24 protein-coding genes, 2 tRNA genes and 2 pseudogenes are annotated in these 20,859 nt (G+C 55.8%); 13 read left to right on the forward strand and 15 right to left on the reverse strand.

Translation table 11 applies throughout. The features are described 5' to 3' along the window. The first annotated feature begins 194 nt into the window (after positions 1-194). Positions 195-2,249 carry a DNA helicase IV gene (helD, locus tag ETEE_RS14660; RefSeq protein ID WP_034164433.1) on the forward strand — a complete coding sequence of 685 codons (2,055 nt, stop codon included), beginning with the start codon at positions 195-197 and terminating at the stop codon, positions 2,247-2,249. Between the two features lie 43 nt (positions 2,250-2,292). On the opposite strand, the gene ETEE_RS14665 is transcribed toward helD, so the two are convergent. Together ETEE_RS14665 and ETEE_RS14670 are read right to left on the reverse strand one after the other, a co-directional pair. Next, positions 2,293-2,751 carry a methylglyoxal synthase gene (locus tag ETEE_RS14665; protein ID WP_034164373.1) on the reverse strand — a complete coding sequence of 153 codons (459 nt, stop codon included), beginning with the start codon at positions 2,749-2,751 and terminating at the stop codon, positions 2,293-2,295. Positions 2,752-2,999: 248 nt separating this feature from the next. Beyond that, positions 3,000-3,485 carry a YccT family protein gene (locus ETEE_RS14670; RefSeq protein ID WP_034164372.1) on the reverse strand — a complete coding sequence of 162 codons (486 nt, stop codon included), beginning with the start codon at positions 3,483-3,485 and terminating at the stop codon, positions 3,000-3,002. A gap of 191 nt (positions 3,486-3,676) precedes the next feature. Between ETEE_RS14670 and ETEE_RS14675 the strand changes: the two genes are divergently transcribed. Further along, complete coding sequence (locus ETEE_RS14675) at positions 3,677-4,096, forward strand: CoA-binding protein (RefSeq protein WP_034164371.1); 420 nt, start codon at positions 3,677-3,679, stop codon at positions 4,094-4,096. 37 nt (positions 4,097-4,133) lie between these two features. Here the strand turns inward: ETEE_RS14675 and hspQ are convergent, their stop codons facing one another. Together hspQ and rlmI are read right to left on the reverse strand one after the other, a co-directional pair. Next, on the reverse strand, positions 4,134-4,454 hold the full coding sequence (gene hspQ, locus ETEE_RS14680; protein WP_012848137.1) for a heat shock protein HspQ: 321 nt from the start codon (positions 4,452-4,454) through the stop codon (positions 4,134-4,136). Between the two features lie 179 nt (positions 4,455-4,633). Then, a complete protein-coding gene (gene rlmI, locus ETEE_RS14685) occupies positions 4,634-5,818 on the reverse strand; it encodes a 23S rRNA (cytosine(1962)-C(5))-methyltransferase RlmI (RefSeq protein ID WP_174434954.1) in 1,185 nt (394 codons plus the stop codon). Positions 5,819-6,097: 279 nt separating this feature from the next. Here rlmI and yccX point away from each other — a divergent pair, with 279 nt between their 5' ends. Next, entirely contained in the window at positions 6,098-6,376 is a 279-nt protein-coding gene (gene yccX / locus ETEE_RS14690) for an acylphosphatase (RefSeq protein ID WP_034164369.1), read from the forward strand. Between the two features lie 26 nt (positions 6,377-6,402). Here yccX and tusE read toward each other — a convergent pair whose 3' ends face one another. Together tusE and yccA are read right to left on the reverse strand one after the other, a co-directional pair. Further along, a complete protein-coding gene (gene tusE, locus ETEE_RS14695) occupies positions 6,403-6,732 on the reverse strand; it encodes a sulfurtransferase TusE (RefSeq protein ID WP_034164368.1) in 330 nt (109 codons plus the stop codon). 115 nt (positions 6,733-6,847) lie between these two features. Next, entirely contained in the window at positions 6,848-7,510 is a 663-nt protein-coding gene (gene yccA, locus ETEE_RS14700) for an FtsH protease modulator YccA (RefSeq protein WP_034164367.1), read from the reverse strand. A gap of 38 nt (positions 7,511-7,548) precedes the next feature. On the opposite strand from yccA, the gene ETEE_RS20345 reads away from it, so the two are divergent. Both ETEE_RS20345 and ETEE_RS14705 read left to right on the forward strand, forming a co-directional pair. Next, positions 7,549-7,863, forward strand: coding sequence for a hypothetical protein (locus ETEE_RS20345; RefSeq protein ID WP_071881925.1), 315 nt, complete (start codon positions 7,549-7,551; stop codon positions 7,861-7,863). Further along, positions 7,827-7,914, forward strand: a tRNA-Ser gene (locus ETEE_RS14705). Before ETEE_RS20345 ends, ETEE_RS14705 begins: the two co-directional genes overlap by 37 nt. 640 nt (positions 7,915-8,554) lie before the next feature. On the opposite strand, the pseudogene ETEE_RS21355 reads toward ETEE_RS14705, so the two are convergent. Continuing rightward, positions 8,555-8,665: pseudogene (locus tag ETEE_RS21355) on the reverse strand (Tn3 family transposase); the annotation flags it as partial. A gap of 88 nt (positions 8,666-8,753) precedes the next feature. On the opposite strand from ETEE_RS21355, the gene ETEE_RS20360 reads away from it, so the two are divergent. Beyond that, positions 8,754-9,554 carry an MBL fold metallo-hydrolase gene (locus tag ETEE_RS20360; RefSeq protein WP_071881950.1) on the forward strand — a complete coding sequence of 267 codons (801 nt, stop codon included), beginning with the start codon at positions 8,754-8,756 and terminating at the stop codon, positions 9,552-9,554. A 3-nt stretch (positions 9,555-9,557) separates the two neighbouring features. Here the strand turns inward: ETEE_RS20360 and ETEE_RS21975 are convergent, their stop codons facing one another. After that, positions 9,558-10,124, reverse strand: coding sequence for a hypothetical protein (locus ETEE_RS21975; RefSeq protein WP_225865159.1), 567 nt, complete (start codon positions 10,122-10,124; stop codon positions 9,558-9,560). A 57-nt stretch (positions 10,125-10,181) separates the two neighbouring features. On the opposite strand from ETEE_RS21975, the gene ETEE_RS21980 reads away from it, so the two are divergent. Beyond that, positions 10,182-10,490, forward strand: coding sequence for a hypothetical protein (locus ETEE_RS21980; protein ID WP_225865160.1), 309 nt, complete (start codon positions 10,182-10,184; stop codon positions 10,488-10,490). A gap of 48 nt (positions 10,491-10,538) precedes the next feature. Continuing rightward, a complete protein-coding gene (locus ETEE_RS21985) occupies positions 10,539-10,712 on the forward strand; it encodes a hypothetical protein (RefSeq protein ID WP_225865161.1) in 174 nt (57 codons plus the stop codon). A gap of 13 nt (positions 10,713-10,725) precedes the next feature. On the opposite strand, the gene ETEE_RS21990 is transcribed toward ETEE_RS21985, so the two are convergent. Then, complete coding sequence (locus ETEE_RS21990) at positions 10,726-11,175, reverse strand: hypothetical protein (protein ID WP_225865162.1); 450 nt, start codon at positions 11,173-11,175, stop codon at positions 10,726-10,728. Then, entirely contained in the window at positions 11,142-11,618 is a 477-nt protein-coding gene (locus ETEE_RS21995; protein WP_225865163.1) for a hypothetical protein, read from the reverse strand. The genes ETEE_RS21990 and ETEE_RS21995 overlap by 34 nt, the downstream gene beginning before the upstream one ends. A gap of 191 nt (positions 11,619-11,809) precedes the next feature. On the opposite strand from ETEE_RS21995, the gene ETEE_RS21485 reads away from it, so the two are divergent. Continuing rightward, positions 11,810-11,912, forward strand: a tRNA-OTHER gene (locus ETEE_RS21485). 164 nt (positions 11,913-12,076) lie between these two features. Here the strand turns inward: ETEE_RS21485 and ETEE_RS14725 are convergent. From ETEE_RS14725 to hpaR, 5 genes and pseudogenes are all read right to left on the reverse strand, one after another. Next, a pseudogene (locus ETEE_RS14725) lies at positions 12,077-12,554 on the reverse strand (recombinase family protein); the annotation flags it as partial. Positions 12,555-12,627: 73 nt separating this feature from the next. Then, entirely contained in the window at positions 12,628-13,263 is a 636-nt protein-coding gene (locus ETEE_RS14730; RefSeq protein WP_034164364.1) for a LysE family transporter, read from the reverse strand. A 332-nt stretch (positions 13,264-13,595) separates the two neighbouring features. Beyond that, on the reverse strand, positions 13,596-14,552 hold the full coding sequence (locus ETEE_RS14735) for a p-hydroxyphenylacetate 3-hydroxylase reductase component (RefSeq protein ID WP_034164363.1): 957 nt from the start codon (positions 14,550-14,552) through the stop codon (positions 13,596-13,598). A gap of 17 nt (positions 14,553-14,569) precedes the next feature. Continuing rightward, the gene (locus tag ETEE_RS14740) at positions 14,570-15,742 is read right to left on the reverse strand and encodes a p-hydroxyphenylacetate 3-hydroxylase oxygenase component (protein ID WP_200902834.1); all 1,173 of its coding nucleotides are present in this window, start codon (positions 15,740-15,742) and stop codon (positions 14,570-14,572) included. Positions 15,743-16,107: 365 nt separating this feature from the next. Next, entirely contained in the window at positions 16,108-16,581 is a 474-nt protein-coding gene (gene hpaR / locus ETEE_RS14745) for a homoprotocatechuate degradation operon regulator HpaR (protein ID WP_005286786.1), read from the reverse strand. 379 nt (positions 16,582-16,960) lie between these two features. Between hpaR and ETEE_RS14750 the strand changes: the two genes are divergently transcribed. The 4 genes from ETEE_RS14750 to hpaD all read left to right on the forward strand — a co-directional run bounded on the left by ETEE_RS14750 (position 16,961) and on the right by hpaD (position 20,850). Beyond that, a complete protein-coding gene (locus ETEE_RS14750; protein WP_034164362.1) occupies positions 16,961-17,599 on the forward strand; it encodes a fumarylacetoacetate hydrolase family protein in 639 nt (212 codons plus the stop codon). Beyond that, complete coding sequence (locus ETEE_RS14755) at positions 17,596-18,363, forward strand: fumarylacetoacetate hydrolase family protein (RefSeq protein ID WP_034164361.1); 768 nt, start codon at positions 17,596-17,598, stop codon at positions 18,361-18,363. Before ETEE_RS14750 ends, ETEE_RS14755 begins: the two co-directional genes overlap by 4 nt. Then, positions 18,360-19,826: a 5-carboxymethyl-2-hydroxymuconate semialdehyde dehydrogenase gene (gene hpaE, locus ETEE_RS14760; RefSeq protein ID WP_034164360.1), complete on the forward strand. Its 1,467-nt coding sequence runs from the start codon at positions 18,360-18,362 to the stop codon at positions 19,824-19,826. Before ETEE_RS14755 ends, hpaE begins: the two co-directional genes overlap by 4 nt. 163 nt (positions 19,827-19,989) lie before the next feature. Then, entirely contained in the window at positions 19,990-20,850 is an 861-nt protein-coding gene (gene hpaD / locus ETEE_RS14765) for a 3,4-dihydroxyphenylacetate 2,3-dioxygenase (RefSeq protein WP_005286776.1), read from the forward strand. Positions 20,851-20,859: the final 9 nt, after the last annotated feature.

The raw sequence follows: 20,859 nt of genomic DNA on the forward strand, positions 1-20,859 counted from the left end.
AATTATATGCAGTTTACCCTGTTTTTCCGGCGGCCGGAACGTGGCGCATTGCGTTTTGGCCGCGTTGCCCCGCGGGCAGGGGAGACACCGGTCGGGCGCGACGGTGAGTACAATTGTAGGAGTGCGCCTAGAGGCGCCGTCGATTCATGGGTAAACTGGTCAATATGATGGAATCAACGCAGGTAGAAAACGGCATGGAACTCAGGGCCACCAAGCTGGGACAGCGTCTGGCGCAGCATCCGTATAATCGGGTACGCGTGCTGAACGCCGGTATCGAGGTCAGCGGAGAGCGGCACCAGTATCTGATCCCATTTAACCAACTGATGGCGCTGCGCTGCAAGCGGGGATTGGTATGGGGTGAGTTGGAGTTTGAGCTGCCGGATCAGCGGGTTGTCCGCCTGCATGGCACGGATTGGCAGGAGACACAGCGATTTCATCAGCAGCTGATGCAACGCTGGTGCGGGTGGAGCGAGGAGATGGCGCAGATCAGCGCCGAGGTGCTGCAGGCCCAGTGCCAGACGCTGCAGGCGCTGACGCAGCGCGACGGCTGGCTGACGCGCGCCGATCTGGCGTCCCTGGCGCAGGATATCGACCGTACGCTTCAGGCGCTGCCGCTGCCGGAGCAGCGGCTAGAGGCGTTTCCGGCCTGTGCCTCGCTGTACCACGACTGTCTGGCGTGGCGCGATGAGGGCGAGCAGCGCCGTCAGCGGCATAACCGCCGGTGGAGCCAGCGGGTGCTGAGCGAACGGGCGGATTTTTTTGCCGAGGCCATGCCGTCGCCGCTCAATGACAGCCAGGCGCTGGCGGTGGTCAATGGCGAACAGAATGTGCTGGTGCTGGCCGGCGCCGGCAGCGGTAAGACCAGCGTCCTGCTGGCGCGCTGTGCCTGGCTGCTGCAGGGCGGGCAGGTTGACGCCGGCCAGATATTGCCGCTGGCCTTCGGCCGCCGGGCGGCGCAAGAGATGACGCAGCGGCTGCGGCAGACGCCGGGCTGCGCGGAGGTCCAGGCCAGAACTTTTCACGGGCTGGCGCTGTATATCGTTAATCAGACGGCCCGCCGGCCGGTGGCCATTTCACGCCTGGCGAGCGATCACGAGGTGCGCGACGCTTTTCTGCTCGCCGAGTGGCAGCGTCAGTGCGCGGAGAAGAAAAGCCAGGCCAAAGGGTGGCGCCAGTGGCTGGCGCTGCTGTTCGACGATCTTCCGGAGCGGGAAGACTTTTGGCAGGATACCGCGCTGCAGGCGCGTCTGGTACCTCGCCTGGCGTACTGGATCGGGCTGCTGCGCGAGCACGGCGGCAGTCAGGCGGCGATGGTCGAACAGGCGCCGGAGGCCCTGCGTGCGCCGTTTCAACAGCGTCTGCGCCTGTTGGCGCCGCTGCTCAAGGCGTGGAAGGCGGCGCTGAAGCAGGAGGGGGCGCTGGATTTTCCGGCGCTGCTTCAGCAGGCGCAGGCGCAGCTGGAGAAGGGGCGTTTCATCAGCCCGTGGCGACATATTCTGGTGGACGAGTTTCAGGATATCTCGCCGCAGCGGGCGCGACTTCTGGCTGCGCTGCGCAGCCAGAACAGCCACAGCGCGCTGTTCGCCGTCGGGGATGACTGGCAGGCTATCTACCGTTTCAGCGGCGCGCAGCTGACGCTGACAACTGCCTTTCACCACTATTTTGGCGCGGGGGAGTGCTGTCGGCTGGACACCTCTTACCGGTTTAATCGCCGCATCGGCGAGATCGCCAATGGTTTCGTACAGCAGAATCCACACCAGGCGAAGAAGACGCTCAACGCCCTGCGCGATGGCGATCGGCAGTCGGTCACCCTGCTGCCGCAGAGCCAGCTGGAGGCGCTGCTCGATAAGCTGAGCGGCTATGTGCGGGCCGATGAGTCCATTCTGATCCTGGCGCGCTATCATCACCTGCGGCCGGCGCTGCTGGATCGCGCCGCGACGCGCTGGCCGGGGCTGGATCTCCACTTTATGACCCTGCACGGCAGCAAGGGGTGCCAGGCGGACTATGTGATCGTGCTGGGGCTGCATGAGGGGCGGGATGGCTTTCCCGCGCCGGAGGCTCCCAGTGTGATCGAGGAGGTGCTGCTGCCCGCGGCGGAGGCGTTCCCCGATGCCGAAGAGCGGCGGCTGCTGTATGTGGCGCTGACCCGCGCCCGTCACCGGGTGTGGCTGCTGCAGGATCCGCTGCGGCCCTCACGCTTCGTGGCCGCGCTGCAGCGTCTGGGCGCCGTCGCGCGCCGTAAGGCGTAATCTCCGCAGGGCGGGCGTCTGACGGCCCGCCCTGCGAACCGCATCAGATCAGGCGTTCGTTAAGATAGCGCTGATAGTCGGGAATGGCGATGGGCATTTCGCCGGCAAACATCGGCGAACTTATCAGGAAATCCGCCGTGGCGCGGTTGTTGGCGACCGGAATATTCCAGACGGTCGCCAGGCGCAGCAGCGCCTTCACGTCCGGATCGTGCGGTACGGCGTTGAGCGGATCCCAAAAGAACACCAGCATGTCGATTTTGCCTTCGGCGATCAGCGCGCCGACCTGCTGATCCCCGCCCATGGGGCCGCTCAGCATGCAGTGTACTGGGATCCCAGTGGCGCTGTGGATCAGGCTGCCGGTGGTCCCGGTCGCATAGAGCTCGTGTTCGCTGAGCTGCGGCTTGTTGCTGTTGACCCACTCCAGCAGCGCCTGTTTGCGGTGGTCGTGTGCTACCAGGGCGATGCGTTTACGGCTGGGGAGAGTTCGGGTGGTCATTTCCATGCTGTTGGCCTTTATCAGAAAAAGTAGTCTTATGGGCGGTGTCCCGCGGCGCGGGGCATTAACCCCGGCGGCGCAATGCCCCATGCGCTGCGCGCACGGCGTTTGGCGCGTTGGCAGCGCTGTGTCGAGGCGGGGCGTAAGCCGCGATGAAACACGCGCGATACCCTATCAGGATATCGCCCGGAGCGCCGCGACGCGGCGCAAGAAAGGGACAATAAAGCGAAAGTGAACGGGCGGCGCCCGGCGGCTCAACGCGTAAGCGCAGGCAGGGCGGCGGCGGCGGCGCTGTGGTTATAGCGCTGCAGCTGCTGGCGATAGTCGCCGGCGGGCGGCGAGCTGAGGACGTCCGCGCGGTATTCCAGCGGGATCCCGCGGTGGTTGAGCAGCTCGAAGTTCAGCGTCTGCTCCAGCTGACGGATATCCCGATCGTCTCCGATGCGCGGCAGCTTGATGGTCACCGAGGTGGCCTCCCGGGTATCAAAGACGGCGATCAGCGGAGCCGAGTAATGGGGCTCTCCGTTTGCCGTCAGCGGCTTGGCGACCCGAAACAGCATCTGGTGGATACCGGCGTCCAGCTCCAGGCTGTTGGCGCTTTTGAACAGCGCCGCGGGCAATGGCTGTCCGTCGATGGCCAACAGCTCGACATCGCTGCCAAATTTCAGCGTGGTGGCTGACAGGGCGTGACAAAAGAGCAGCCCGCCGCAGCTTAGAGCCAGTAAAACACGTGATCGCATGGGGTCCTCAAATTTACTCAGGCGAAGGGCATGATGCCAACGGATCCAATGGCCGATGAGGTGTATCAAAACATTTCCCGTTAACATATTTTTACATTATAAGGGGCTTCAGCGCGCTTCGTCAAAAAACCTTTCCCGCCGCCCACGGGCGATCTAAGCTGAGAATATCACTTTTTTCCGGAGAGTCCGCAATGGAAGATGAAACGATTAAGCTGATTTTACGCCGGGTGCATCATATCGCCTTGGTCGGCGCCAGCGAGCGGCCAGAGCGGGCCAGCTATCGGGTGATGGCGTACCTGCTGGAGCAGGGATATCGGGTAACGCCGGTCAGCCCAAAGCTGGCCGGACAGACGCTGCTGGGACAGCGGGTGTATGCCGCGCTGGCGGATATTCCGCATCCCATCGATATGGTCGATGTCTTTCGCAACGCTGAGGCCGCCGTCGCGGTTGCCCGGGAGGCGATCGCCGTGGGCGCCGGTGTGCTGTGGCTGCAGCTGGGGGTGATAAGCCCGCAGGCGCAGGCGCTGGCCCAGGCGGCGGGGATGCAGGTGGTGATGGACCGCTGTCCGAAGATCGAGATTCCGAGGCTGGGGATAACGCGCGGGGCGTAAGGAAAAAACGGCCCCCGCCGAGGCGGGGGCGGCCGGCTCAGTTGCGCAGGCGGGGCGCCAGCAGCTGAGCCCGAATGGACTCCGCCAGATCGTCCATCGACGGCTGCTCTGGATGCGAGTCGCTGCTCTCGCCATCAAGCTGGGCCTCCGCCAGGTAGGTATGTACCGGCTGGCCCTGCTCATCCTCCATCACCACGTGATACCAGGGGGCGTGGCGCAGAACCTCGTTGGCGCCCAGATCATCGTCATCCGGGGCGTCATCCAGGGCATATTCGGGGTCAATATCTATCACTACGCCCAGCGATCCCAACAGTTTGTGACGAACCTGCTGCCCAATGCCAAATTTGCTGGTAATCATATGACCTCCTTTGCAACCGCTGCGTCTACTTTTTCGGGGAAGACTCCGTGTAATATGCGGGTGGAAATGCCTGTTTCAAGTCTACGCTAGGGCATACCCCGTAACGGTGTGCGGCGTCGGTGCTCACGGCCAGTTACGGGACACGCCCTCGTCTATTGTCTCACCGGCGCCAGGATCGCCTAGCGATCGCCCATGACCCGGCAGGCAAATCCTTTCAGGTACAGTCCCTCTGGGTAGGTGGCAATGACCGGGTGATCGGCGGCCTGACGGTACTGTTCTATAAATTGTATATCACGTCCGGCGTCGACGGCGGCGTCGGCCAAAATTTTCTGGAACAGGTCGGTCGGCATCAGCCCCGAACAGGAGAAGGTCAGCAAGATGCCGCCGGGGCGCAGCAGCTGCAGGGCCAGCATGTTGATATCTTTATAGCCGCGGCAGGCGCCGGCGAGCTGATTTTTGTTTTCAACAAACTTGGGCGGATCCATGACGATCAGATCGAAGGTTTTCCCTTCGTCACGGTAGCGGCGCAGCAGCTGGAACACATCGTCGCGCAGGAAGTCGGCGCGCGCCAGATCCAGTCCGTTAAGCGCGACGTTCTGGCGGGCGATATCCAGCGCCGCCTGTGAGGTATCGACGCTGGTGACGTGGGCGCAGCCGCCCATCAGGGTCGAGACGGCGAAGGCGCCGGTATAGGAGAAGCAGTTCAGCACATGCGCATCGCGGGCAAAGCGGCGGGCCGCCAGGCGGCTGTCGCGCTGATCAAGATAGAAGCCGGTCTTGTGGCCCCCCTTGATATCGACCAGGATCTGCATACCGTGTTCGCGGATAGGCAGCAGATCGGGCGGCAGGGCGCCGGATACCGGACCTTGCGCGAGGGGCAGCCCCTCTTTCTTGCGTACGGCCACATCGGAGCGATCGTAGATCGCGCACTGTGGGTAGAGGGCGTGCAGGGCGTCTAACAGCGTAGCGCGCTGGTATTCGGCGCCGGCGGAGAGCAGCTGCAGCACCAGCGTATCCTGAAAGCGATCGATAGTGATCCCCGGCATGCCATCGGACTCTCCGGCAATCAGGCGATAGCCGGTCAGATCATCGCGCTCGACCAGCCAGTCACGCCAGCGCTGAGCCTGCTGTAGACGGCGTTCGAAAAAGGCCCGATCGATGTTCTCATCCCGGTCAAAGCTCCAGACGCGGGCCCGGATCTGGGACTGGGGAGAGTAGGCGGCGCGGGCCAGCCACTTGCCCAGATGGTCGCAGACGTCCAGCGTTTCACCGCTGACGGCATTGCCTTCGATGCGCGCCACGGCGCCGGAAAAAATCCAGGGGTGGCGGCGGAGTAAGGACTTTTCGCGTCCTTTGGCGAGGATTAAACGGGCCAAGATTCACCTTCAATATACAGTTATGGAAGCGGCGGGCGGCTATCATAGCCGAATGTGGGCGGAGGCACTAGGGCGTGTCCCGTAACGGGTCGAGAGCATTATCGGCGGTCATTTTAGCCCAGGGCCAGGCGCGAGCGGCGAGGTTTTCGGCCCCGATGCACCGTGGGTGACCTCGCGCCGGGCTAACGTGGCCCCGCTCCTACGTGACGCGGCGGCGCGCGAATGCGCTATGATAGAGGGAAACGGTGTGGCCAGGGAGAGCGCGCAATGGGAAGAGAGTGTGTGGCAGCCTATGTCAGTGGGCGGGTGCAGGGCGTGGGATTCCGCTATGGCACCCAGCGTCAGGCGATGGGGCTGGGGCTGACCGGCTATGCCCTCAACCTGGACGATGGTCGGGTTGAGGTACTGGTCGAGGGTGAGGCGTCGGCGGTGGCGCAGCTGCTGCGCTGGCTGTCAGCCGGCGGCCCCCGCTATGCCCGGGTCGTTCGGGTCGATACGGAGCCGCGTCCCCTGCAGCATTTTCAGCGTTTTGAGATCCGCTATTGAGGCCGCCGACGGCGGCGCCGGGAGGATTAAATGCATTTTACCGGTCTGGGCAGCCCGGCTATTTTGGTGGCCTGCTTCGCCGGTCCCTTGGGGAATAGGCGGTACAGATAGCGGCTGTTTCCCTTCTCCTCGCCGTATTTTTGCGTCATGGCCTTCACCAGCATGCGGATCGCCGGTGAGGTATTGAAGGTTTGGTAAAACTCACGCACGAAGCGTACGACCTCCCAGTGCGCCTCGCTCAGGGTGATCCCCTCCTGCAGCGCCAGGATCTCGGCCAGCGCTTCGCTCCACTCCTGACTATTGAGCAGATATCCCTGGGCGTCGGTTTCAATGCAACGGCCGTCAAACTCTAACATGGTAACTTATCCTAACAGGCAAACAACGCCGCTCAGTGTACCCCAAGGCCCGGCGGGCGCCAAACGGCGCCCAAAAAAACGCCCCGCGGTGGCGGGGCGCAGAGCGGGGTGCGACTCAGTTGCTGCGGGCGAATCCCAGCAGGCTGAGCAGGCTGATGAACAGGTTATACAGCGAGACATACAGCCCAACGGTGGCGCGGATGTAGTTGGTTTCTCCGCCGTGAATGATATTGCTGGTCTCCCACAGGATAGCGCCGGTAGAGAACAGGATAAACAGCGCGCTGATGGCTAAAGAGAGCGCCGGCAGCTGCAGGAACAGATTCGCGACCACGGCCAGCAGCAGCACCACAAAACCGGCCATCATCATACCGGAGAGGAAAGACATGTCCTTACGGGTGGTCAGCACATAGGCGGAGCAGCAGAAGAAGACCAGTGCGGTGCCGCCCAGCGCCAGCATGATCAGATCGCCTGCGCCGCTGGCGATAAAGCTGCTGAGGATCGGGCCAAGGGTATAGCCCATAAAGCCGGTCAGGGCGAATACGGCCAGCAGACCGGCCGGGCGATCGGCCAGGCGGTAGGTCAGAAACATCAGGCCATAAAAGCCGACCAGCATCAGCAGCAGGCCCGGCGCCGGCAGCATCAGGACCGTACTGACGGTGGCGGTTAAGGCGGAGAAAGCCAGGGTCAGCGCCAGCAGAAAATAGGTATTGCGCAGGACTTTGTGCGTACTCAGCAGTGAACTGCGCGCAGAGGTAGAGGAAACGACAATACGATCCATACGAAGATTCTCTCGTTGTGTTATAGGTATCGGATGAGATGACGCCAGCGCGACGGCGGCAAGACATTGTTTTCCTGCCCAATGCGAATGGTATCCCTCAACCCAGACTAAAATATAATTATTGGAATAAAAAGCAGAAAGACGGTTTACCCATCTTTACGCACCTCTGCCGCCGTCGCGGCGGTGTGATGCGCGCTTTTTATCCCGCGCTGCGCAAAAAGGGATCAAACGGCGCGCGCATTGCCGATTTTGGCAGCACTTGCACCGGGGTGGCCTTTACAAGCGGGGTGGCGCTGGATATAGTCTTCCCCATCGCGGAGGAGTGGCTGAGTGGTTTAAGGCAGCGGTCTTGAAAACCGTCGAGTGTAACAGCTCCTAGAGTTCGAATCTCTACTCCTCCGCCAAAATTCAGGCCCGAGCTATCATTAGCTTGGGCCTTTTTAGTTTTTGTACTTCTCAATATGCTATCAGTCTTCAGCTTGTATGAGATACTATCTAGAAACAGCGGCTCCTGGCTCAGCTAGGTATGGGCTTTTCGTGCCTGCTGGTCACTGGCGCGGTTAAGTTTAGAGATAACGGCAAGATGCACAGCGGCAGGTCGTTGGCGGACGTTGCTCCCACGTGGGCACGCAACCTGCTATGTGGTATATACCGTACCGGCCGCCGTAGGGGTATTTATACTACCTTAGCGATTCTTTTTCTGGGGGCGGATTTCATTCTGAACTCATCACGCAGCCGCTCTTTAGTGAAACCGCAATCTTCTGCAATGGCGGCCGCGCGCCGAGCTGCTAATCCGTCATTTTTCATGATCCATCCCCCGCTGTAAGGCATGTGTGATTTACGTATCCGGGAGGGTCTATACCGGAACGCTAGATTTTTCCGCGACCAGTGACAGTGGGGCTATCACATAAACGACCGGTTGAGTGTCAATAGCTAAAAGGGATCTTAGGTCCAATGGAGCGAAGTTTCTCATTAAGAAATATCTTTCTTCTTTGATGTCTCCTTATAATAGCCTCAGATCACCTGCTCTGCCAGCTTGTCTGACATATTGATATGTTCATAACAAAGCGGGGAAAATCGTGCGATATCTTCATAATTCAGTATTTCACCCTGAGCACGTAGATGCTCTACGGCTGCCAGCATATAAATAGTGTTTTACTTCGGGAATGGGGTATTATCCAACTATATATCACAGAGGTGTTGCTGCCCGGCGGTAACTAATCACTCTAGGGAAAAAGCGAACATATCTATAACCATCAGCGTCCTGCTGGAAAACCGGCTTCGCTCCGGTTCTATAAATTTTCTTCGTGCTAAAGCTGGGCTCAGTTTGTTTATCCAGGATGGAAGTGATTCAATTTTGTTTGATACAGGACCTGATGATAGTTTCCTACATAACGCAGCCTTGATGGGGATCGATTTGAGCAGCCTAACTGCTACTGTTATTTCACATGGTCATTATGACCATTGTGGCGGTGTTCCATGGTTGCCTGATAAATGCCGGATCATATGCCATCCCCAAGTGTCCAGTGAGCGCTACGCGGCCATAAGATTTCCAGGTTGTAGCGCCAGAGTAAAAAAATTGTCGCTGGACATTGATTATTCACGTCTCCGTATGGAATATAGCAGTATTCCACTACATATCGGAAAACGCTTTATGTGGTCAGGGGAGATCCCTGTGGCCAAACCGCAGGCATATGGTATCACCGGAGGGCGAAATGTGAGAGTAGATTATGTAAAAGATGAAGGGGTTCTGATCTATAAATCTGATCGCGGACTGGTAATTTTTATCGGTTGTGGACATCGCGGACTCATTGATATTGTGCGTCACTGCCAGAGTATAACCGGAATAAATCATATTCACGCTCTTTTCGGTGGTTTTCACCTGCGCTGTGCGTCACCCCGTAACCTCTGGGAGGTGAGGCAGTTTCTACACCGCCAAAAGCCAGATAAAATAATGGGCTGTCATTGTACTGGTAAATGGGGGGGGATGTGGTTGCCGGAACTAGTCACTCCGGCAACCGGAGATGTTTATGTACTGGGATAGGGGCTAAATAAACAGCGTTGCTATCACAGTAGTGCCACTAAGTAGTACCAGGAATCCTATGGTTCTCATCAGTAAATTTCCATTTATTATAAAATATACAGATGGAATAAAGAACACCGTAGTAATAATGATCGGAATCGAACCATTAGCAATTATTTTTACTATGCTTGGATTTGTAGTTCCAATCACAGTGCAAATAAGAGTATTGCAACTCAAAATAACTTTCTTGTTAAATGACCTGAAAGAAGCAATCCCGTCGATAACTCCAGTCAGCGTTCCTGTATAGGCGCCAGTAGTCAATAGAGAAAGAAGTAGTGCTGCACCAAACCACACTACATGTTTACCGGTAAGACTCGCCGTATAAGAAAGAGCATCAATATTTCTGGAATTAATAATATAAATATCTTTTGGTGTTAACAATCGACTTACTGCAATGACAAAAATAATGGTGAAAGCAAAAATAATTATTTTCCCGGCGATTAGCTTTCGTGCGTCAGGAATTTTCGCGCTTTTAATGAAGCGCTGGATGCATGGCGTAAAATTGAAGGTAAAAAGAAAAATAGGTAGCAATGTGAGGTCATTTATAGAATCCACATCCGGCGAGTATGATAATGGATATCTGATTGGTTGAAAGAAAAAAACACGGCAACTACTGCAACTGAAATGATTGAAGGAAGAGCTATCCGTGAAATAAGTTTTTCAACATCAGCATTGAAACGTAGCCAAACTATAGAAAGCGTTGAACTTAACAACAGAGAGACACAAAACCGGACCAATAAACTGTCATGGATAAATGAACTCACCACATTAACCAGTGTTATGAAGTTTATTAAAACGATAATCATCATTGATGATATAAATAATGTACAGGTTATAACTGCATATCTGTTGCCAATAAATTTTGAGGAGGCTGCCAAAAAATCCTTCTCTGGATGACAACTAATAAATTTAAAAAATAGATAGTGAGCCATTAGTGAAACCAGCATGGCACCAGTGATAAAAACAAGAAAAGGCATTATCCCAAATACAGTCGGGCCTACCGCTTGGGGTAAAAAGAAAATGCCGGCACCAAAGGCAGTAGAAAAGAATGTTATATGCCAATATAAATATGAAATTCTCATGGTATTACTCGGTTATAATGCCCATGTTAGAGGCTGATTATTTACAAGAGTTATTCAAAACAGGACTTTCCGAAAAATATCAGTAGCGAAGGTAAAGATAGATTTTCATAAAACACTGACGCAGCCCTATATCCATTAAGCACATTGATTCGTGAGCACAGTGGGAATACACCAATATGAGAAGTGTAATTATCAAAGATCTTGTTGGAGGAAACTTTATACCTAATCGCCCTAAATGTGGCTGCATTTCCTGCAGCGCAGGTAGGTTTATTATCCTCTATAATGGCAAAGGTATGTTCGCCTACAGTCATTAAGAGACTGCTATCCTGTCGATTAAACAAAGTGTTTTTATCCATTGTATTTTTGATGTGTCTTTTAAATCGATCAGCCATAGTCTTTTCACTAACATAAAATGACCTGATGTCGATGCCATAGTGTTTGTTATTTTCTTTGATGTAGGAATTTATTATCTCTGGAATAATATACGGTGATGTTGCCATTTTTCTATACTGATTAGCACCATCAATTTCATGCCCATCGCTTTTTCCATATAAAAATCATTGATTTCCATTAGGAAATCAGGCTGAATGTTTAACGATTTCTTTGATTTTACTATATAATCGATGCAGAATTTGGCTGATTTTTTTACCTTATTACTTACTGAAAATCGGTTGTCCAGATTTACGACCGTGTGTCCTCCTGAAATAATAATGTTATCGCTAAGATAAGCCCTGGCCAAGTCAATCAGAGCATCTAAGTTACAGTCACTAATTTCATCACTGAATATTTCCATTATCCCAGATTCATCTGCCTTATAAATATAGAATCTGTCCGTATCTTTCCATCCTTTTGTGCAATTACACTTGTAATCCCTGAAAATAACGCGCTCTGCTGTCTGATAAAAGCTATCATCCCTTAAGGTCAGTAACTCAATACCCGCCATAATGTTTCTCCCTAGATAAATCACAAACCCAGTAGAACCTACATCAACTGTATCTCTAGTTTTTCTACTCACGTCGAATAATAAAAACTGATAAATGATGAGGTTTGTTGTTTGCGATTTGTGTCACAAAATATCACTTAAACGTTTTAATCTATACGGTACATATGATTCTATATTTGCGACTTGAATATGGAGAGGTGGGCGAGTGGTCTAAGCCAGATTATGGTAATTGAAAAATTTCCTGAGTCCACACGATTTATCGTGTCGTAGGTTCGAATCCTGCCCTCTCCGCCATTTTTAAATGTATTTGATAGCTTGGTTTATTTGTTGATGTATTTAATATTATATATCTTATTATCCACTCAGTTAACCATTATATATAAACTTAGATATTATGATCCTGTCATAATCAATTTTATCTCTTAATAAAAAAGATAGTATAGTCTGTGGATATATTATTATATTTTTGTATCTCTCAGAATCTGATATCTCATGGAGCGAGAAATACTAAACTTCCGTGCTATCTCAGCTGTGTTCTTCCCCCTTGCGATGAAACGCCAGTACACTGTTTCTGTCTATGACACGTTTGCGACCAAACGTCAGCTTCATTTCCTCCCGGCCTTCGTTTCATATGCTCCAGAACTCCCCGCCGTTCGGTTTGGGCGATGGCCAACAAGATAGTGACTATCCTTTTTCCCATTTCTCCATCTGTGCTGATCCTGTCATCGATGAACAAAACGCCCCCTAAGCATCAAGCGCTTGTATCAGCTTGATCATATCGGCGGTATCGCGACCAAAGCGGTCTAGCTTCTTCACCAGAATGACATCACCTTCTTCTATTTTCATCCGCAGCAAGTCTAGCCTCTTTCTATCGGTAGAACAGCCAGATACCTTATCGGTAAGAATGCGACTGATTTTCGCCCGAGCCTCTTTCAGTTCTTCACTTTCCTGACCCGCTCGCTGATACTTCAGTATGATCGGGGCCGCTGTGCGCCCGTGGATGCGCGGCTCAGTAGCGCTGACTGACCCCTTCATAGATCAGCCTGAGCGCAAACAGCCCGATAATTGCGCCGATCGCCCGGCTGGCGACGCGCTGTATCCGTCCGTAGAGACGGCGTACCGCAGGGAGAGAGAAGGCCTGACTCAGGAACAGGCGCCAGACGATGGATGCGAGTACGATCCCGCCCCAGGCCGCCAATCTAGCCCAAAGCGGCGTGTCGGCGCTGAGGGTCACCGAAAAGATACTGATGAAGAACAACACCGTCTGCGGGTTTGACAGATCGGTCAGCAGCCCGCGGCGGAAGAAGATGTGCCAGGGTTCGCTGACGGAGGGCCGCACGCTGAGTAGTGGCAGCGAGGCCTGAGCGCGCACGCTATGCCAGGCGAACCAGAGCAGATAGGCGCCACCGCCGATCTTAATGAGCGCGAAGAGCGCCTCGCATTGGGTGATCAGCGTCGCCAGGCCAAACAGCCCGAGCCCGGAGTAAAACGCATCGCCGAGCGCGACGCCGAGACCGGTCATCATTCCGGCCCGCCGTCCGGAGGCCAGGCTGGTTTGCACCACCACAAAGAGATTCGCGCCGGGGTTGAAGAAGGTCAGGACGAACAGGCTGATGGTAAGAACGACGGCATGCAGGGGTTCCATAGACCACGCGCTCATGAGTTAACGTAGTCTTATTTATAGCAAAATATGGTCGGGATATCGCGACCCGTGGCGGGATATTACGGAATTGACGGCGGGAGGGCGCGTCCGCGGGCTCTCTGGTAAGCGGGGGCGGAATGGCCACAGGCCGGGCGACGCCCCGGCCATCGCGGCGTCAGCGGACCCTTTTTATTCATGATGCTCACGCTGTCGTTAGGGGGCCTCTTCCCTTTGCGCAGCAGTGCGAGCGTGAGGCTGCGTAGGCTGATTGAGCAATAGAGAAAGTGGGGGAGAAAAAGCGCGTTCAGCCGCGGGGAATGAACGCGCTTTGGGGATTATTTCATGACGGAACTCAGCGTTTGGCAAGCGTGTGGGATAGCGCGCAGTATCTTTTTTAATAGCGCGATGTCTTCGACGCTGAAACCGGCAAGCACCTGTTGCTGTTGATGGTCGGCAATGTCGCGTAGCATAGCGGCCTGTGCCTTCCCCTCCTCGGTCAGGCAGTAATTGCTACCAACCGGGGCAACCAATCCTTTACGGCGCAGTGCATCTTCTGCCTCCCCGATCTCTCGGAGGGGCATCGCGACCTCACACAACAGCTGCTCCATTGACATCTCTCGGGGGGTGTCCAGAACTAGCAGCATACGGGCTTCGCTGGTGCGTAGCCCGCAGGCGCGTTGGCGCGGTTGGTAGTAGGATTGGTAGCTGCGTAAGGCCTGGGTGAGCAGATAGTAAACGTTGTTGTCTAGCGACGCCGGCTCAGCGCCGGGGGCAGGGGACGCCTTGGTGGGACGTGGATAGGGTAACACCAGCGAATAGGCGCCTTGACAGTACAGCAGTGGTGCACGCCCGAAGTCGTCGACGGTGACGACCTTGCCAATCAAGATCCAGTGATCACCGGCATCGATCTGTTGGTACTTTTCGCACTGGAAACGGGCGGCGCAGTCATGCAGTAACGGTATATCGGCGATGCCGCGTGCATATTCCAGTCCAGCGAATTTATTTTCTGCCGGGCGCGCGAAGCGGTTGGAAAGCGCGATCTGATCGGCGGCGAGAATATTCACGGCGAAGTGGCTGGCCTGAGCGAAGTGTGGATAGCTGCCAGCACGCTTATCGATGCTCCATAAGATCAAGGGGGGATCAAGTGAAACGGAGTTAAAGCTGTTGGCCGTCATGCCGACATCGACGCCGTCAAGGCCGGCGGTGGTGATTACGGTTACGCCGGTGGCAAAGTTTCCCAACGCCTGACGCAAGGCGCGCGGGTCGAGGCCATTCCCTGTAGTCTGCATCATCACAACATCCTCGGTGGTTAAACCATGCTTGGATCGGGGTCTAGCCCCATCAGTTCACGCCCCAGGATCTGGGCGCAGACATCGTAATCGGTGTAGGCGTGGGCGCCGGTCATGTGGGCGTCGCGGAACAGGCGTTGCATCTCGTTATCACTCAGCCAGCTGGTGGCTCCGGCAGCGCAGAATAAGCGATCCACGGCGGCGATACACATCTTCACCGCATAGGCCTGATTGGTGCGCCAGAAGGCCAACTCGGAGCGGGTCGGGTAGCGATGCTGACGGCCAAATGCGGCGTGCTCCTGCCAGGTCTTCTCCAGGAAGGCGCGAGCGGCGGCGACCTGATGAGTGGATTCGGCCAGGCGCATCAAGGCCGGTGTGGCGGTGCCGACACGGGCGCCGGTGTAGGCGCGTACGCGATTCTGGGTCTTCTCTTTAAAGGCAACGAGCATGCGTTCGGCGATCCCTAAGCCGATGGCGGCGAAGCCACAGGCGAAGTAGGGGCGATAGGGGGCATAGTAGAGATCACTCTCCGGATAGAGCCCAAAGCCGCGCGAGCGTCCCTCCATCATGTTCTTCGCGATCTCGATACGGTGTTCGGGAATAAACGTGTTTTCGATGATCAGCGTCTTCGATCCGCTGCCGCTCATGCCGCTGGCGTACCAGTCATCGCGGATCTGGTACTCCTGACGAGGGATCACGCCGAAACAGTAGATTTTCTCGCCCATGGCATCGATACGATTGAAACCCACGATCGCCCAGTCGGCGTGGTCGCAGCCGCTGCTCCAGCCCATTTCACCGCTGAGATAGACGCCGCCGTCGCCCTCTTCTATGCGACCGAATGGGGCGATGCTGCTACTGGCGGTGGCATCGGGATTGGTGCCCCAGATTTCATCCTGTAAGCGTTGGGAAAACATTGCTAATTGATGGCTATGGGTACAGAGCAAGCTGAAGGCCCAAGCCGTGCCACCGCAGGCGCCTGCCAGCGCGGCGACGCAGTCGGTGAACTGCGGTAGCGACATCTCCAGGCCGCCATAGGTCTTGGGTTGGAACATGCGATGCATACCGATGCCTTTTAGCAAGGCGATGTTCTCTGCCGGGACACGGCGTTCGCGCTCAGCTAGCGTGGCATTGGCAGCAATCTTCGGCAAAATCGGACGTAACTTGTCCAGCATGGGGTTGTCGGTGGTCATCATCGCTCAGGCTCCTTTGATTGAGTAAGCGTGCTATGCAGTCGCGTGGCGTCGGCGATAGGCCGGGTAAGCCTATGCGTTCATCCGTGTCGATGGGGCACGGTTACCGATTATGGGGAGTAATAAGTTTGATGGAATGTAAAATCTAGGTAAAAACTTGTACTTTTCCATGACACCGATGAAAGTGTGATGACGATAGGAATTCTGCTGCAACAGGCAATCTAACCGAGGAAGCGGGGGGATAGGGACAGAACCTGGTAGTGTGTTGTTAATTGCGTGTTGTCGACTTGTGATTAAGTGAGCGGCGAGGGAGAGGAGGCTGGCTTCTTACCTCGCCCGTTATATCGCCGCCGTATGGGGAGGTCGTCTCAATCTTGGGGTTCAAGGTGAGGAGTATCGTCGGATATTTTCTCTTGTCCCGTCTGCTGGCGCGTGCCCAGGGCAATAAACGCTTCCAGCAACGTTGTCAGTTGCGCCATTTTTTCGCTGGAGAAGGCGCGTTCGATGGCTTGGTATTCCGCCTCAATCTGCGCGCGAGCCTGCTCATACAACGTCTGTCCCTGCTGGCTGAGGGAGACATATAACTTGCGCTGATCGTTGACAGGTTTCAGGCGAAAGATCAGCCCGTCCCGCTCCATCCGTGACAGGATCCCGGTCAAACTGGGACGTAATATACAAGCTTGGCTGGCCAATTGATGGAAATCGACAGAATGATTCCCAGCCAAGACACGGATCACACGCCACTGCTGCTCGGTTAAGTTGTAGCGTTTCAATATCGGGCGGAAGAAACCCATCGCGCTTTCGCGTGCCTGTAACAGAGCGATGGTCAGTGACTCATGCATAGTTCTTCAATCCATTCAATCGTTCGTTAGGCGCCTACCGGTCGCCATATACCCCTCAGCCTTCTTCCGATTGTAGCCTAGTCACTCTCTCGATGCCCGCCATTCCTCACCACCCATGATCGTTAATAGGTTAATGAAATTAATGTCGCGCGCATTGGTTAATATTAAGTTAATAAAGATGCGCTAAAACACTGTGAAGATATATCTATCTGCATGATAACAAAGAATTAATTTAATAAAATGTAAATACAATGTTATCGAGATCACAGTTTTGCGCGTGGCGGTTGTTTAAAACGCGTACAGCGTGTAAAAGGATTTCATTAATATGTTAACAATAAGCCTGTCACGCCCCGTTATGTGCAAGCTAAAGGAGAGAGGAATGGAAGGCACCGTCTTTGCTGTCGCCCTGAACCATCGCAGTCAACTGGCTGCCTGGGATGCACAGTTTCACTCGCCCCCCTATCAGGAGCCACCTAAGACGCCGGTGTGGTTTATTAAACCTCGTAACACGGTCATCCCCAGTGGCGCGGCGATCCCACATCCTGCCGGTGAACAGGTGTTAAGCGGCGCTACGTTGGCGCTGGTGGTGGGACAGCGAGCACATAAGGTCAGTGTGCAGCAGGCGGCGGAATTTATCGCCGGCTTTGCCCTCGCCAATGAGGTCAGCTTGCCGGAATCCAGCTTCTATCGGCCCGCCATCAAGGCTAAGTGCCGTGATGGTTTCTGTCCGCTGGGTGACCGGGTGGTACTGTCTGCCGAGCAAATAGCGACGTTGACGATCGTTACTGCAATCAATGGTGTTGAGGTTGACCGTTGGTCTACGGCCGATCTGCTGCGTTCCGCGCCGCAGTTGCTGAGTGCATTGAGTGACTTCGCCACGCTGCAACCCGGCGATGTGATCCTACTTGGTACGCCCCAACAGCGGGTGACCATTAAACCCGGCGATCGCGTCAGCGTACGGGCAACCGGCTTTCCCACGTTGGAGAATCTCGTGGTCACACAGGGAGATGGGGTATGAGGCAGGCGCGTATTCAGTATCAAGGCGAGATTTTGTCAGTCCGCGTGGACCAACAGCAGCGCGTGGTGTTGGCGGACGGGACCACCCTCGCCGCCGAGCTGGTGCAGTGGCTGCCGCCCGTGACCGGCGGCACGTTATTCGCATTAGGGCTTAACTATGCCGACCATGCTAGCGAACTGGCATTCCAGGCACCGGAGGAACCGCTGGTATTCATCAAGGCGGCGAATACGTTGACCGGTCATAACCAGGTGTCTGTACGACCAGATAATCTGGACTACATGCACTATGAGGCGGAGTTGGTGGTGGTGATCGGCCGACGCGCGTGCCGCGTTTCAGCGGCACAGGCGATGGAGTATGTCGCGGGTTACACCGTGTGTAACGACTACGCCGTACGCGATTATCTCGAGAACTACTATCGCCCGAATCTACGCGTGAAGAGTCGCGATACCTTGACGCCGATCGGCCCTTGGATCGTGGCGCGCGAGGCGGTGCCCGATCCTCATAACCTGACGCTCAGCACCTGGGTTAACGGTGAGCTGCGTCAACGTGGCAACACGGGCAACATGATTTTCTCCATTCCTTACCTGATCGCTTACCTGAGTGAATTTATCACCCTGCAACCCGGTGACATGATCGCCACGGGTACGCCGAAGGGATTGGCCGATGTCCGGCCCGGTGACGAGGTGGTGGTCGAGGTGGAGGGCGTTGCGCGCTTGAGTAACCGTATCGTCAGTGAGGCCGAGTACAAGGAGATCGCAGGATGAAACGTATTAACCATTGGATTAACGGTAAGAATGTCGCTGGGCAGGATTACTTCACGACCCTCGATCCGGCGACGGGCGACGTCTTGGCGGAAGTGGCCGCGGGTGATCAGACCGAGATTGCGCAGGCTGTCGCCGCCGCTAAACAGGCCTTCCCCAAATGGGCCAATCTGCCGATGAAGCAGCGTGCCCGTCTGATGCGGCGTCTCGGATCATTGATCGATCAAGAGGTAGCGGCGATCGCCGAGCTGGAGACGCGCGATACGGGTTTACCGATCCAGCAGACCAAAAACGTCTTGATCCCACGCGCCTCGCATAACTTCGATTTCTTCGCCGAGATCTGTCAGCAGATGAATGGCCGAACCTATCCCGTCGACGACCAGATGCTGAATTACACCTTGGTTCAGCCGGTCGGCGTGTGCGCGTTGGTGTCGCCATGGAACGTGCCGTTTATGACGGCGACCTGGAAGGTCGCGCCCTGTCTGGCATTGGGTAATACCGCGGTATTGAAGATGTCTGAGTTGTCACCGTTGAGTGCCGATCGTCTCGGGGCGTTGGCGCTGGAGGCGGGTATTCCTGCCGGCGTCTTGAATGTGGTTCAGGGGTATGGCGCTACGGCGGGCGATGCCCTGGTGCGTCATCCCGATGTGCGCGCCATCTCCTTCACCGGCGGTACCGCCACCGGGCGCGCCATCATGAGGAGTGCGGGCCTGAAGAAGTACTCCATGGAGCTGGGGGGAAAGTCACCGGTGTTGATCTTTGCTGACGCCGATATCGAGCGTGCGCTGGATGCCGCGTTATTCACCATCTTCTCCATTAACGGTGAGCGTTGCACCGCGGGTTCACGCATCTTCATCCAGCAGCAGATCTACCCGGAGTTCGTTCGGCGTTTCGCCGAGCGTGCCAACCGCTTGCGGGTCGGAGATCCACAAGATCCGCAGACACAGGTCGGCGCACTGATCAGTCGCCAGCACTGGGAGAAGGTCTCCGGTTATATCCGTCTTGGCATCGAAGAGGGGGCCACGTTGTTGGCCGGGGGACCGGAGAAGCCCAGTGATTTACCCGCGCATCTGCGTCAGGGCAACTTCTTGCGCCCGACGGTGTTGGCCGACGTCGACAATCGCATGCGAGTCGCTCAGGAGGAGATCTTCGGCCCGGTAGCTTGCCTGCTGCCGTTTAAAGACGAGGCGGAGGGATTGCGTCTGGCCAACGCTGTCGAGTATGGCCTGGCCTCTTACATCTGGACCCAGGATATCGGCAAGGCTCATCGCCTAGCACGCAGCATCGAGGCGGGCATGGTGTTCATCAATACCCAGAATGTGCGCGATCTACGCCAACCTTTCGGCGGGGTAAAGGCCTCCGGTACTGGGCGTGAAGGTGGGGAGTACAGCTTCGAGGTGTTCGCCGAAATGAAGAACGTCTGTCTCTCACTCGGGGATCATTCGATTCCGCGTTGGGGAGTATGAGAGGTGACGTCGTTGTCGGTCGATGCGGGGCGTTGCTGGCGTTGCTCGATCGCCGACGGGTGTGTTGTCTGGGGGAGGGGCGTAGCGGGCGGCGTCCTTCATCAACCGGGAGCAATGCGTTCCATCACAACTACGCACGCACCGTACTTTCAGGAGAAATCATATGGGACAGTTAGCGTTAGCCGCCAAGATCACCCACGTGCCGTCAATGTACCTGTCGGAACTGCCGGGAAAACACCAGGGGTGCCGTCAGGCGGCGATTGAGGGGCATAAAGAGATCGGCCGCCGTTGCCGCGAGTTGGGCGTCGACACCATCATCGTGTTCGATACTCACTGGCTGGTCAACAGCGCCTACCATATCAACTGTAGCGCCCACTTCTCTGGGGTCTATACCAGCCATGAGCTGCCGCATTTTATTCGCGATATGCCCTATGAGTATGACGGTAACCCCGAACTGGGCCAACTGATTGCCGACGAGGCGTGCCGTCTCGGCGTTCGTGCCCAGGCCCACAATATCGCCAGCCTGGCGCTGGAGTACGGCACGCTGGTGCCGATGCGCTATATGAATGCCGATCGTCACTTTAAGGTGATCTCCATTTCCGCCTTTTGTACCGTCCATGACTTCGCCGACAGTCGCAAGATGGGCGAGGCGATCGCCAAGGCCATCGAACAGTACGCCGGTAAGGTAGCGGTGCTGGCGAGCGGTTCGTTATCACACCGTTTTATTGATGATCAACGGGCCGAACAAGGAATGCACAGTTATACCCGTGAGTTCGATCGTCAGATGGATGAACGGGTGGTCAAATTATGGAAGGAGGGGCGTTTCGACGAGTTTTGCGCCATGTTGCCGGAGTATGCCCACTACTGTTTCGGCGAGGGCAACATGCATGACACGGTGATGTTGCTTGGCCTATTAGGCTGGGATCGGTATGACGGACAGGTCGAGTTCGTCACCGAGTTATTCGCCAGTTCAGGTACCGGCCAGGTGAATGCGGTATTCCCGTTGCCGGCGGTGGCTGCCTAATCCGCGAGG

This window comes from Edwardsiella anguillarum ET080813, from assembly GCF_000264765.2.
In the GTDB taxonomy this organism is placed as follows: domain Bacteria; phylum Pseudomonadota; class Gammaproteobacteria; order Enterobacterales; family Enterobacteriaceae; genus Edwardsiella; species Edwardsiella anguillarum.

What these genes read in the sequence shown, in the direction of transcription:
- ETEE_RS21995 (WP_225865163.1), bottom strand. Translation starts at nt 11,618, where the DNA reads ATGGCGGGTATTGAGTTACTGACCTTAAGGGATGATAGCTTTTATCAG.
- ETEE_RS14670 (WP_034164372.1), bottom strand. Translation starts at nt 3,485, where the DNA reads ATGCGATCACGTGTTTTACTGGCTCTAAGCTGCGGCGGGCTGCTCTTT.
- ETEE_RS21990 (WP_225865162.1), bottom strand. Translation starts at nt 11,175, where the DNA reads ATGGCAACATCACCGTATATTATTCCAGAGATAATAAATTCCTACATC.
- hpaD (WP_005286776.1), top strand. Translation starts at nt 19,990, where the DNA reads ATGGGACAGTTAGCGTTAGCCGCCAAGATCACCCACGTGCCGTCAATG.
- yccX (WP_034164369.1), top strand. Translation starts at nt 6,098, where the DNA reads ATGGGAAGAGAGTGTGTGGCAGCCTATGTCAGTGGGCGGGTGCAGGGC.
- ETEE_RS14675 (WP_034164371.1), top strand. Translation starts at nt 3,677, where the DNA reads ATGGAAGATGAAACGATTAAGCTGATTTTACGCCGGGTGCATCATATC.
- ETEE_RS14750 (WP_034164362.1), top strand. Translation starts at nt 16,961, where the DNA reads ATGGAAGGCACCGTCTTTGCTGTCGCCCTGAACCATCGCAGTCAACTG.
- ETEE_RS14730 (WP_034164364.1), bottom strand. Translation starts at nt 13,263, where the DNA reads ATGGAACCCCTGCATGCCGTCGTTCTTACCATCAGCCTGTTCGTCCTG.
- ETEE_RS14755 (WP_034164361.1), top strand. Translation starts at nt 17,596, where the DNA reads ATGAGGCAGGCGCGTATTCAGTATCAAGGCGAGATTTTGTCAGTCCGC.
- ETEE_RS14735 (WP_034164363.1), bottom strand. Translation starts at nt 14,552, where the DNA reads ATGATGCAGACTACAGGGAATGGCCTCGACCCGCGCGCCTTGCGTCAG.
- helD (WP_034164433.1), top strand. Translation starts at nt 195, where the DNA reads ATGGAACTCAGGGCCACCAAGCTGGGACAGCGTCTGGCGCAGCATCCG.
- hpaR (WP_005286786.1), bottom strand. Translation starts at nt 16,581, where the DNA reads ATGCATGAGTCACTGACCATCGCTCTGTTACAGGCACGCGAAAGCGCG.
- hpaE (WP_034164360.1), top strand. Translation starts at nt 18,360, where the DNA reads ATGAAACGTATTAACCATTGGATTAACGGTAAGAATGTCGCTGGGCAG.
- yccA (WP_034164367.1), bottom strand. Translation starts at nt 7,510, where the DNA reads ATGGATCGTATTGTCGTTTCCTCTACCTCTGCGCGCAGTTCACTGCTG.
- ETEE_RS21985 (WP_225865161.1), top strand. Translation starts at nt 10,539, where the DNA reads ATGGCACCAGTGATAAAAACAAGAAAAGGCATTATCCCAAATACAGTC.
- ETEE_RS14665 (WP_034164373.1), bottom strand. Translation starts at nt 2,751, where the DNA reads ATGGAAATGACCACCCGAACTCTCCCCAGCCGTAAACGCATCGCCCTG.
- tusE (WP_034164368.1), bottom strand. Translation starts at nt 6,732, where the DNA reads ATGTTAGAGTTTGACGGCCGTTGCATTGAAACCGACGCCCAGGGATAT.
- ETEE_RS20345 (WP_071881925.1), top strand. Translation starts at nt 7,549, where the DNA reads ATGACGCCAGCGCGACGGCGGCAAGACATTGTTTTCCTGCCCAATGCG.
- hspQ (WP_012848137.1), bottom strand. Translation starts at nt 4,454, where the DNA reads ATGATTACCAGCAAATTTGGCATTGGGCAGCAGGTTCGTCACAAACTG.
- ETEE_RS14740 (WP_200902834.1), bottom strand. Translation starts at nt 15,742, where the DNA reads ATGATGACCACCGACAACCCCATGCTGGACAAGTTACGTCCGATTTTG.